Source organism: Oribacterium sp. KHPX15, assembly GCF_900107835.1.
In the GTDB taxonomy this organism is placed as follows: domain Bacteria; phylum Bacillota; class Clostridia; order Lachnospirales; family Lachnospiraceae; genus Oribacterium.
Genome location: NZ_FNRG01000033.1, coordinates 17,143 through 29,442 on the forward strand (window position 1 = coordinate 17,143; position 12,300 = coordinate 29,442).

Below are 12,300 nucleotides of genomic sequence, written 5' to 3' on the forward strand. Positions count from 1 at the left end.
CCTCTAACATTATACACCGGCGCTTTAGGAAGTCAAAGTGTAACAGTGTAAAGTCTGTGAGTATTCCGTTAAACAGTTTTAATGCTCTTTATAAATTTTTTTGCCTGTAAAGTCTCTTCCACCATATAGCTTTACTTTAGGTGCAAAATTTCCGTATGCTCTATTGCCGCCATAAAGCCCGTCGGTATGATTTGAACCGTAAACTTTATCCTTAAGATAATTACCGCCGGAAAAGTACCCACCGGAAAAAGCTCTTGCTGAACCGGCTTTACTTCTTTTATCCGGGTCGATACCTCTGTCCAGAAGTTCATTAATAAAGGTAGTATCCTCATTTTTATACTCGAAAAGATAAAGCGCATTTTTCGCCCTGGTAATTCCCACGTAGAATAGTCTGCGTTCCTCCTCAAAGGTTTCAAGTTCCTGAAGATCATCACCGCTTGCAGACTTCCTTAGAGAACTACTCTTCCAGGCAATATCCGGAACCTCCTGAGGGAACACCCCATCCATTACGTCCATCAGGTAAACGGTGTCATATTCAAGTCCCTTACTGCTGTGAATGGTGGAAAGCACAAACATACAGGCCGGATCATTATCCTTATCCTGAAGAAGGCGCTGTAATGCTTCTAACCTGTCGAGAAGTCCCTTTGGGCTGTTTTCCTGATACGAAAGACTCCTGAGAATCGCTATTTTGCTTTCGTTCATCTTATTTCGCTCAAGATAGTTGTTGTAACCCATCTGTCTGGTTATGCGCCCGACAGCCTGATCCGCCTTATCCTTTGGAAGATTCTTTAAATGGTCCTTCAGCTCCTGAAGACTGCTCTCCGTTCCTTTGGGAAGATTACAATATCTGAGGGCCGCATCTATCACAGGAAGTTTATGCTTTCTGCTCTCGTAACAAGCCTGCTCTGCAAGAGCCTTTGACAGATAAGTTTTCATTTTATAATAAATCTGAAGAAAAAGCTCTGTATCCATGGGGTCCAGAGAAAATCTGATAATGTTTGATATATCTATTATCGTTCTGTGGGTAAAGAAACTCAGATCCATGTTTTTGATTCTGTAGGGCACTCCATTTCTTTCAAGGAGATCCACAAGCGGAAGCGCACTTTCATTGTCCCTATAAAGAACCGCTGTTTCAACCTTACAATCAGATGCAACCTTCAAAAGGTAACTGTATCCCGCATTCCTGCTCTTAAGACTTATTGTTCTGAAATCTCCACCCGCAGCCCTATGTGTAAACATTACCTTTTCGTGTCTCAGAACATTTTGGGAAATGAAGTGCTGCGCCTTATCGACTATCTGCTTTTTGGATCTGAAATTCTCTTCCATCAGAAGCACCCTGGCTCCCGGATGTTCCTTTTCAAAATTGAGAAGTGCTTCAGGATAAGCCGCTCTGAAACCGTAAATGCTCTGATCCTCATCCCCCACCATGAAAATATTTCCTTTCCCTGATGCGATCAGGCCAATGATGGTGTGCTGTATTTTGGAAGTATCCTGAGCCTCGTCAACACATATGTATTTATATTTTTCCTGTATATATGAAAGTGTCTCCGGACTTCGTTTAAGGATCATAAGGGCATAGACCATCTGGTCATCATAATCCATAAGTCCGCGGCTCCGCATTTCCTCCTGATACATTGTATAAATTGCGGAAATCTTTATGTCTTCTGTTTCATCGAGACTCTTAATCTCCTCCTTGTCCAGCATCATGTTTTTGATATAGGTAATAAGCGTTCTTACAGTCTTAAGGTCGCTTTCAGTTGCATAAGTCTTCTCCACCTGCTGAAATATCCGGCCAAGCATTTCTGTGGTAATTTTTTCATCAGTGACCAGTGTAAATGCCTGCTTCCCGATACGTCTACCATAAAAGTTAATGATTCTGGCACATACTCCGTTGATGGTCCTGAACTCAAGACTCTCCGTATATTTATCTCCAAAAAGACTTCTGAATCTCTCCGCCATATCCCTTGTCGCCGCAACAGTATAGGTAAGTGTAAGTATACTGCCCGGATCTATATGCTTCACATAAATCATGTACCCGAGTCTCGCGACAAGAACTGTTGTCTTACCGGATCCGGGCACAGCAAGAAGCAGCACCGCACCATCGACGGCATTAACCGCGGCACGCTGCTGCTCAGTAAGTCGTATATCATGTTCCATAAGGTAATCGTAAAAATTCATAGGACAGAATATAACATACGACACACAGGAATCTCAAGCTAAAGGTATCCGATACTCTTATGAATAAAAGTTTTTGGACGAATGATAATATAGAAACGTTAGTTTCTTCAACCTGGAAAATGCAGGGAATATGCCCCAAAATTTGCATTTTCTACAAGTCAGAGAGGTATCACCGATGTCAAAATATAAATCCATTTATGTAGCCGCTATAATCATATGTATGTTTCTCCTATTTACCGGCTGCGGCAAAAAAGAACCGGAATACGAATCTCTTGAGGCAGAACTCCATGCCATCATGCAGGACAGGATCAGCAATCCTCTGGTTATGAGAATGGATGACACTTCGGGAACTTCCTATCTTTATCTTGATGATACTCTGGGCGTACTGTACCAGCCAAGTCATAAGAAAAAATCCATCACCATCTGCAATAAAAACAAGGATACAAATGTGTGGTCTACTTATGGTTATCTTATGAAGAGTTCCGAAGACAAATACAGTGCCTACACACCAAAGTACGCTGTTGATGCCGATGCAATGCGGGCAGATTATGTAACTCCGTTCGTTAATTTCACCGTAAAAACGGAAAACGAGAAAGAAAAAAGTCTGCAGATAGTTGTGAATTTCGCCGGCGCGGATGAAACCTGGGAGGTGAGAATAGATAATCCCAGTTTTGTGTCATTCAGAAGAACCGTTGTTCCTACCGACATCTGGATGTATGACAAAACCTCCGGAGAGTACCCCGTTGTTCTGTCAGCAGTAGTGAATGAAGTTAAAGCTGCAAATTCTACCATGGGTTCTCTTATTGAAGCCCGTACAGAAGATATTATAAATCCACCTAAAAAATCACTTTTAGATCAAATCAAAGATATTTTTAAAAAATAATCAGGCATGACTCCACTGATCAAAAATCCCTGTGGACTTCCATATAAAAACAGCGCCGAAGCTTTTGCCCCGGCGCTGTTTCGCGTACATGAACATGATCATCCAAGAAGATTCAGCATAGACCCTACAGCATAGAGATTGTTATAAGCGTAAGGTGTCTTCTTTGAATAATCAAACATCAAATTCAGATAATCCTGTCCAAGGTCTGCTGACTGACCAAAGATACTTCCGCCACTTCCGAGAAGACCGGTTTCATTACCAAGCAGGCTTCTGCCCATAATACTGGTTACGGACTTCGATAATGCTTCATCGGCTTTCTGACTCAGATTTGTTGCGATTCCATACTGACCTCCGATTATTTCGCGGGTAGTATCATAATCGTTTTCAAGAGCAGATTTCAGTCTGGCCTCATCCAGACTCAGATTACCGTTCTTGTCATAGGACAATCCAACCATACTAAGAACCGTTCCGTTGGAAATCTTCTTTGACATATCCGAAATCTGACTGTAAACGCCGCTGCCCAGACTCTTACCTACAGAAAGTGTCTCCATGGTATCGTTATACTTTTTCACCATATCCTTCATGGCGGACACAATGTTGTCTTCATCGACACCGGTGTAAATACTGGTTGTTCCCGTACCCTTCAGAGTCATAGTCGCATCAGCATTACTTAAGCTGATAGTATTGGACTTTGAGGTATATTGGGTCGTTTTGCCATTCTCGGTAATGGAATACCTCGCCGGTTCAGTATCTGTTGCCAGATTCTGAACATCAACTGTAAATTCCTTCGCCCTACTGAGAGACTTTGTGGATATCTCTGCAACACCTTCGTCTGAGGATCCAAGCGTAAACTCAGAGAAGACATTTCCCGGTTTGTAGTAGCTAAGCCTGTCAGCCGCCTTCTCCATACCCGTCAGGTCACTTTTGTAAAGGCTGAGAAAAGCCGTGGTATTATCGACACCGGAGGTAGATGTACTCAAGCCCTGAGTTCCAAGATAAGACGAAACCCTGGATGCATTTCTCGAAGCAAGTGATGAATTGATACTGTACTGGTATCTCATCAGATCATACATGCTTTGTATGCTTGAGGAATTGTAAAAATCAAAAGAACTTACACCGCCTAAAGCACTTATTGACATCTTTTGCCTCCTTTCATCAATATTGTCAGTACATATCCTTATGTACTGCAGTGTTCCGATCACGAACTATTCGTCTGTATCATTACAGACTTTCCTACTTTTATGATAACACAACCCGCAAAAATCGGCGACATGAAAATAATTTTTTATTTTTCATCGGCATTTTATACATAAATTTCGTTTATATATAAATTTAATTCTATAAATTTAACAAATGTATTCCACGGAGTTATTATAGCTATACACCAAACGAATGAGAAGAAAGGTGCACGTCTTCTCATTACTGAGTCGAAATTTATGTGATAAATTCACGGATAGTTTAAAGGGGATTTTACTATGAAACAATTCAAATTAGGGCTTGTTCCAAAGCTCATCATTGCAATCATTCTGGGTATTTTGATCGGACAGTTTACACCATTATGGTTCTGCAAACTTGTAGTTACATTATCAACTAACTTCAGTGTTTTCCTGAAATTCGTCATTCCTCTCATGATCCTTGCCTACGTTACTATGGGTATCGCAGATCTTTCACAGGGTGCAGGAAAGCTCCTTGTAGTCACAGTACTTATTGCATATTCAAGTACACTCATTGCCGGAAGCCTCTCATTCATAGTTTCCGACACACTTTTCCCTCACTTCATGACTCCTGATGCTCTTGAGAAGATCCAGGCAACAGCTGATGTAAGTGTAGGTTCCTACTTCACTATTTCACTTCCGGCAGTCATCGATACACTGTCAGCAGTTGTGCTTGCTTTTATCCTTGGTCTCTGCATGTCAACTCTTCGCGGTAAGACCATCGGTACTTCTCTTTACAACGGAATGAAGGATTTTTCAGCTATTATTGATTCTGTTCTTCACACAGCTATCATCCCTCTTCTTCCGCTTTACATCTGCGGTACCTTTGTAGACCTTACATACTCAGGCAAGACATTTACTATCCTCAGCATTCTTTGGAAGGTGTTTGTGGTAGTTATAGCTATGCACCTTATTTATATTTTTATGCAGTTCACACTTGCAGGAAGTATTGCTCACAAAAATCCGTTAACACTTATTAAGAACCAGATTCCGGGTTATACAACAGCTATCGGAACACAGTCTTCAGCTGCAACCATCCCTGTAAACCTTGAGTGTGCAAAAGCTGACGGCGTTTGCTCTCAGATCAGAAACTTCGTTGTACCTCTTTGTGCCAACATCCATATGTGCGGATCCATGATCACCATCACAGCCTGCGCTACAGCAGTATGTCTCATGAATGATCTTCCTATCAGCCTTGCAACAGTTATTCCTTTCATCATGACCCTTGGCGTAGCAATGGTTGCTTCACCGGGAGCTCCGGGCGGATCTATCATGACTGCTCTTCCATTCCTTTACATGGTATTCGGAACAACTGCAGGTGACCCTAACGGTCCTATCTGTGCACTTATGGTAGCTCTTTACATCACACAGGATTCTTTCGGAACAGCATGCAACGTTTCAGGTGATAATGCCATCGGCGTTGTGGTTGATCAGATCTATAAGAAGTTCATCTTAAAGGATGCTGAGGCTAAGGCTGAACCGGCTACCGCCAAGACAGTTTAAAAAACCTGGAACTCTGTTCCCATGCAAACCGTCCATCGGTGTTCGCTGATAACTAAGTGCCAATCAGCATTTTATGATATTTACCCTTCGGCGGCTATGCGATAAACTAAAATCAGTGTTTCCTTAATAACGGGAACACTGATTTATCTTTTTAAAGGAATTTCTGTAGAGCTACGCAGAATAGTCTCAAGTATATTAAAGAAAGTTATCGGATAAAAATGAATATTTTCAACATCATAGGACCCATTATGATCGGTCCTTCCAGTTCACACACTGCGGGTGCCTGCCGAATCGGCGCAGTGGTCAACAAAATAGTTGATAATGATACCCTTACAGAAGTTAAAATCCAGTTATCAGGTTCATTTGCCCGTACCTATAAGGGTCATGGCACAGACAGAGCCATCCTTGCAGGCATCATGGGCTACAAGAGCTGGTCTGAAGAGATCAGAAATGCCATGGATATAGCAAATGAGCGTGGACTTAAATATGAGTTCATAGCTGAAGATATTCCGGGAGCTCATCCCAATACCGCGAGAATTTCCTTCACCTGTGCAAGTGGAAAAACCGGTGTGGTCGAAGGTGCCAGCATCGGAGGCGGAAACATTAGAATAGACAATATAGACGGCATGGAAGTAAGTTTCAGCGGAGAAAACAACACTCTGTTTGTTCTCCATCAGGATAAACCCGGTGTCATCGCCAATGTTACAAATCTTATGTACTGGCGTTACGGTGACCTTAACATCAGCGGTTTCCACTTAAGCCGGAAGGAACCGGGCGGTGATGCCCTTATGACTCTGGAGCTGGATGAACTCCCTCCTGAGCAGCTGATAGCAGACCTCAAAAAAATGGATAATATCGATAATGCATTACTTATTCACGCGATTTAAAATGTCAGATAATCGATAGGCCTACACCAAATTTAAGATTAAACAGCAAAAGGATGCACCTTATCAAGGAACCGATTAAATCTGCACGTCAGAAATAAACAGCAAAATAAAACGCGTTTCACAGAGGAGATATTTAATGCTTACATATAATTCAGTAAAAGAGCTGGTGAACCTGGCAGTTCAGAACAAATGCCGCATCAGTGATATCTGCATCAAAGACCAGGCAAAGAAAATGGGCAAGTCCGAAGATGAGCTTTTCGAACAGATGGAAAAATGCTTCGACACCATGTGCGAATCCGCAGAATGGGGAGAACAGGAAGGGCGCAGATCAACCTCCGGCCTCACCGGAGACGAAGGATATCTCATGAAGAAGTATGCCGAAAAGGACGGCGGTCTCATGGGTAAGCCGATGTCAAGGGCCGTATCCCGTGCCCTTGCGGTTTCCAATTGCAACGCTGCCATGGGAAAGATCGTGGCAACTCCTACTGCCGGAAGCTGCGGAATACTTCCGGGTTGTCTTATCACTGCATATAAAGAAAGGCAGATGCCAAAGAAAGATATAGTAATGTCTATATTTACTGCAGCGGCCTTCGGTATGATCATTGCCCAGAAGGCTTCCATCGCAGGTGCACAGGGCGGTTGTCAGGCAGAGTGCGGCAGTGCCTCAGGAATGGCAGCGGCAGCTCTTGTTGAGCTCATGGGCGGAACACCTCAGATGTGCGCCGACGCTCTCGCCATCGCCATCGTAAACCAGGAAGGTCTGGTATGTGACCCCGTAGCCGGTCTCGTCGAGATACCGTGTATCAAGAGAAATGCTTCCGGTGTTGTCATTGCCTTCTCTTCTGCGGATATGGCTCTTGCGGGAATCGAAGCAAAGATACCTGCAGACGAGTGTATCGATGCCATGCGCGAGGTTGGAGATGCAATGTCAAGAGACCTGAAAGAAACCGCCACCGGCGGACTTGCAGCTACTCCCACAGGAAAAAAGTACCGGACTCAGGTCTTCGGAGAATAACAGAATGATTATATCGGGTAGGAGATTTTTATCTCCTGCTCTTTTTTACCCCATGAAAACTTCTTCGTAAAGATATAAAAAGTCGGACAAAAACGGAAAGCTTCCGTTCCTGTCCGACTTTTTCATAAATAATGTCAATGAGTCTTATTAAATCTATATCCCGCTCTTGATCATGAACACGTGGAAAAAGACCTGTAACACTAATATCAGATATTCAAAAGCTTGCTGTACTCTGCAAGTGCGCCCTCTGTCTCGTGGGCAAGAACCTTCTTTGCAAGGGTCTTTCCAAGCTGAACGCCTTCCTGGTCAAAGCTGTTGATATTCCAGATGAAGCCCTGGAACATTACCTTGTTCTCGAAGTGAGCAAGAAGTGCACCGAGAGCCTTAGGATCAAGCTGATCTCCGATGATGATGCTTGACGGACGGCCGCCCTGGAAGTTCTTGTTCTTGTTCTCGTCAGACTTTCCGCATGCAAATGCTACGATCTGGGCTGCAACATTGGCACAAAGCTTCTGCTGGCTGGTGCTGCCCTGGATGTCTACGTCATTCTCGCACTGGTTGTTGCGGAATCCGATAAACTGAAGAGGTACGATGTCTGTTCCCTGGTGAAGGAGCTGATAGAAGCTGTGCTGTCCGTTTGTTCCCGGCTCACCGAAGATAACAGGACCTGTTACATAATCGATAGGCTCACCGAAACGGTTAACGCTCTTACCGTTAGACTCCATGTCAAGCTGCTGAAGGTGTGCAGGGAAACGGCTCAGTGCCTGAGAGTATGGAAGAACCGCTGTGCAAGGGTATCCAAGTACGTTTCTCTCATAGAAGCCGATAAGTGCATCAAGCATTGCCGGATTCTTTAAAGCATCCTTGTTTGTTGAGAGCTTGTCTTCTGCTGCCGCACCATCAAGAAAGTCTGCGAATACTTCAGGTCCGAAAGCAAGTGAAAGAACTGCTCCGCCTACTCCGGAGGTAGATGAATAACGTCCGCCGATATAATCATCCATATAGAATGCAGTTATGAAATCATCACTGTGAGCAAGCGGTGATGTCTCTGAAGTAACAGCGATCATGTGCTTTGAAGCATCAAGACCAGCCTTCTTCAGGGCGTCCATAACAAAGGACTGGTTTGTAAGTGTCTCAAGAGTTGTTCCTGACTTTGAAACAAGTATGAAAAGTGAATGAGCAACATCGATTGAATTAAGTACAGCTGTTGCATCATCAGGATCAACGTTGCTGATGAACTTAGCTTCCATCTTGAAGGTGTTGTGCTTCTTTGCCCAGTTCTCAAGTGCGAGGTACATAGCGCGGGGGCCAAGATCACTTCCGCCGATACCGATCTGAACTACTGTTGTAAACTTCTCGCCTTTTGCATTGGCAATTTCACCTGAGTGCACCTTGTTTGCAAACTCAGCGATTCTCTTCTGCTCGTTAACATAAAACTCACGCTTGTTTACTCCGTCTGCAACAACGTCCTTTCCAAGCTGACCTCTGGTGAGCTGATGGAGAACCATTCTCTTCTCGCCTGTATTGATAACTTCTCCCTCATAAAGAGCCTGATACTTTTCGGTAAGCTGGGCCTCATCAGCAAGGGCTGCGAGAGCCTTTAATACATCGTCATCAACCTCTTTGGAAGCATAATTGTAAGTAAGACCTGCTGCCATCGGTACAGAATACTTGCCGACTCTCTCAGCACCCTTTGCACCGGACATAGCCTCCACAAGATCAATGTGCTTAACATTTTTAAGTTCCTGATAAGACTTTAAAGTATCGAGATTGTTCCAGTTTGTCATGTTCAGATTCCTCCTTAACCATGTACCTTCATGGATTAAATTTGTCTGGTATTTCTATAAAAAATCCAACAGCTACATTATCGCTTTTATTTGGTCATTTCGCAAGTGCTGTTGCAAGTTCCTTCAGCTGTGCCCTGGATGCATCATCCACAGAGGATGTCAGCTTAACGGAAGGCTCCAGGATGGTCATGTCCTTCATGGTGCCAAGGATCTCTGTCATCTTCTTCCCTGCCATCGATGCCCAGCTTCCGTTTTCGATGAGTCCAACCTTTCTTCCGGACAGATTATGGTTCTTAATGTCTGTAAGGAAGGTGTGCATATGGTCAAATATCTCTGCATTGTAGGTTGCACTTGCAAATACAAGTGTTGAATACTCAAATGCTGTGGAAAGAAGGTATGAATAATGTGTTTTTGAAACATCAAATACCTTTACATCCTTAACCCCGAGCTCCGCAAGATCCATAGCGAGAATATCGGCAGCATTGGCAGTATTTCCATAAACGGAACCATAGAAAATAGCTACTGAATTCTTCTCAGGAGTATAGGTCGCCCACTTGGTATAGAGATCAATTATCTTTCCGAAATCGCTTCTCCAGAGATGTCCGTGGAGAGGGAGGATCATCTTGATATCAAGGGCTGCAGCCTTCTTAAGAAGTGCATTGGTCTGAACACCGTATTTTCCTACGATATTGACATAATATCTTCTGGCTTCAGACTTCCAGTCCTGATCCCAGTCCACTTCATCGGCAAAAATGTTTCCGCTCATGGCTCCGAAGGCTCCGAAAGCATCTGCCGAGAACAGTGTCCCTGTAGCAGCTTCGAAAGTCACGATAACCTCCGGCCAGTGAACCATAGGTGCCGTGAAGAAATTAAGTGTATGATGGCCAAGTTCAAGTGTATCCTTTTCCTTTACTGCGATGCCGTCAACTTTGATGTGATAGAACTGGTCGATCATCTGTATGGCTTTCTGAGATGCCACGATCTTCATCTCAGGGTATCTCAAAAGGAGTTCCGGTATGCAGGAACAATGATCCGGCTCCATATGCTGAACTACCATGTAATCAAGAGTTCTGCCTGCGAGGACATGGTCTAGATTATCCAGGAACTGACGTGAAACAGCATCATCTATTCCATCCATAAGACAGGTTTTGTCGTCAAGAATTACATAATTGTTATAGGACATGCCTGCCGGCACGGGATAAACATTTTCAAAAAGCTCCAGCCTTCTGTCAGAAGCCCCCAACCACCATATATTCTTCTGCACTTCTCTCACGTTATACATAACGATTCCTCCTAAGTAAATTTTTTTCAGGGATGCATACTACCAAATTAAATTCTTGTAAGGCACCATCCCAACTGCCAATTTTTAGTCATATCTAACCACCATTATAAACCATGAAAAACTTATTGGACATTATTTTAATCAACTGTAATTCACTTTTTTTACAGTATTTTTAACCTCCTGAGGTTATATGGTTCAGACAAATATAAACTATCCTTATTGTTTTTCCTTTATTCTTGCCAACAGTTCCTTATTGCGCTCCAGCATATTATAGATGCCGTCCTCTGAAAGAATCCCCCGTTTCAGTCTCTCGGGAAGCTTACCCTTTTCATCCATAGCGTAGTCATCCTTCCACTGTCGGCTTGTATAATACTTTTCCAATACCTGAATCTCAGTCTGAAATTCTTCATACTCTGCCATCTTCTTTTCAAGGGCGTCCATCCTCTGTATCGCCCTGTCAAGAATATCTTCCATCTCATAAAGGTGCTTTGGAATATTCTCGGCTGCAAGACGATCCCTGTACTGCTTTTTCTTTTCACTGTACTTCTTTTCTATCTCTGTGTAAGGAATCAGGATCTGTTCTGCTTCGATTTTTCCAAAGACATATTGAAGGGCTTCATCATCGGATAATTTCTCTTCTGCCTGTTTCTTGTATGCCTCATACATCCAGTTACCTATCTTTTCCTTCTCTGAAGTCTTTAACTGACTGTATGTCTTATCCACCTGCGAGAGCTGTCCGTTAGCCATATTTTGTTTGTTCATAGCCATAATCCCCTCATTTTCTCCTTCCGGGAAATTAACCTGTTAAGCACTTATTATTCGATTGTATTCCGGTCAAATGCATCTTTATTAATAATATCACAAAACCGGGATTCTTTTTTTATAAGATAAACTTTATCTATATGATCGTGCCGCTCAGTTTGCTCCCTTCGCTGCACTGACAGGATACGAGGACATGGTAAATGAAGAAGCCAGGAGAGTAGAAAAGGTAACAGACCTCCGGGGAGAACCTGTGGATTTTCCTGATAATCCACCGGATTGAATATTTCTTATACAAAAAGGGGCTGTATTTAAGGCATAAAAAATCAGAGGGTATTTCACCTCTGATCTAAATAGATATAATTTGGCAAGGGGGGTCCCATTATCTAAATGGCATTGGAACCGTCCCCGGTAGTTAAACCGGTGGGCTATTATTCACTTACTTAAACTTCCCACATAAATAGTGGGCATCGCACCTTGAAAACTCTATATTCTAGACTATAAAAATACAATTACGCCACTTTGTAATCACTTGTCAGAGCATCCTGCATATATTCAGGCAATCTGAAAAAGAAATCCTTATAGATTTCTTCAACTTGTTCGTCTGTGATATGAAGTATGTTCTTTATACTTGCAGTCATAGCCTCTACGAGTATGAAAAGAGAATGTTGGAATGTAATGTCTTCCATTTCCTGTAGCAGTACATAGAAGATTTCTCCTATCGTACGTTCGTCCTGATCTTTTCTTTGATATACAGAAAGATACATGTATCTGGCAAATACGATGGCCACA

At 43.0% G+C, this 12,300-nt stretch carries 9 protein-coding genes and 1 pseudogene; 4 read left to right on the top strand and 6 right to left on the bottom strand.

The window, feature by feature from the left end; all coding sequences use genetic code 11:
• Nucleotides 1-78: 78 nt before the first annotated feature.
• Nucleotides 79-2,202 carry an ATP-dependent helicase gene (locus tag BLV86_RS14930; RefSeq protein ID WP_242873331.1) on the bottom strand — a complete coding sequence of 708 codons (2,124 nt, stop codon included), beginning with the start codon at nt 2,200-2,202 and terminating at the stop codon, nt 79-81.
• 151 nt (nt 2,203-2,353) lie between these two features.
• Between BLV86_RS14930 and BLV86_RS14935 the strand changes: the two genes are divergently transcribed.
• The gene (locus BLV86_RS14935) at nt 2,354-3,061 is read left to right on the top strand and encodes a hypothetical protein (RefSeq protein WP_090819086.1); all 708 of its coding nucleotides are present in this window, start codon (nt 2,354-2,356) and stop codon (nt 3,059-3,061) included.
• Between the two features lie 98 nt (nt 3,062-3,159).
• Here BLV86_RS14935 and fliD read toward each other — a convergent pair whose 3' ends face one another.
• Complete coding sequence (gene fliD / locus BLV86_RS14940; RefSeq protein WP_031547681.1) at nt 3,160-4,200, bottom strand: flagellar filament capping protein FliD; 1,041 nt, start codon at nt 4,198-4,200, stop codon at nt 3,160-3,162.
• Between the two features lie 336 nt (nt 4,201-4,536).
• Between fliD and BLV86_RS14945 the strand changes: the two genes are divergently transcribed.
• From BLV86_RS14945 to sdaAA, 3 genes are all read left to right on the top strand, one after another.
• Nucleotides 4,537-5,778 (top strand): dicarboxylate/amino acid:cation symporter, encoded by a 1,242-nt coding sequence (locus tag BLV86_RS14945; RefSeq protein ID WP_031547683.1) that lies wholly within the window; start codon nt 4,537-4,539, stop codon nt 5,776-5,778.
• 218 nt (nt 5,779-5,996) lie between these two features.
• Nucleotides 5,997-6,665, top strand: a complete 669-nt coding sequence (gene sdaAB, locus BLV86_RS14950; protein ID WP_031547685.1) for an L-serine ammonia-lyase, iron-sulfur-dependent subunit beta — start codon at nt 5,997-5,999, stop codon at nt 6,663-6,665.
• A gap of 136 nt (nt 6,666-6,801) precedes the next feature.
• Nucleotides 6,802-7,680: an L-serine ammonia-lyase, iron-sulfur-dependent, subunit alpha gene (gene sdaAA, locus BLV86_RS14955; RefSeq protein WP_090819089.1), complete on the top strand. Its 879-nt coding sequence runs from the start codon at nt 6,802-6,804 to the stop codon at nt 7,678-7,680.
• A 206-nt stretch (nt 7,681-7,886) separates the two neighbouring features.
• On the opposite strand, the gene BLV86_RS14960 is transcribed toward sdaAA, so the two are convergent.
• The 4 genes and pseudogenes from BLV86_RS14960 to BLV86_RS17955 all read right to left on the bottom strand — a co-directional run.
• Nucleotides 7,887-9,467, bottom strand: coding sequence for a glucose-6-phosphate isomerase (locus BLV86_RS14960; RefSeq protein WP_031547690.1), 1,581 nt, complete (start codon nt 9,465-9,467; stop codon nt 7,887-7,889).
• A 94-nt stretch (nt 9,468-9,561) separates the two neighbouring features.
• Nucleotides 9,562-10,749: an FprA family A-type flavoprotein gene (locus tag BLV86_RS14965; protein WP_090819092.1), complete on the bottom strand. Its 1,188-nt coding sequence runs from the start codon at nt 10,747-10,749 to the stop codon at nt 9,562-9,564.
• A gap of 216 nt (nt 10,750-10,965) precedes the next feature.
• Entirely contained in the window at nt 10,966-11,511 is a 546-nt protein-coding gene (locus BLV86_RS18370; protein ID WP_242840039.1) for a DUF4298 domain-containing protein, read from the bottom strand.
• Nucleotides 11,512-12,020: 509 nt separating this feature from the next.
• Nucleotides 12,021-12,300: pseudogene (locus BLV86_RS17955) on the bottom strand (IS4 family transposase); the annotation flags it as partial.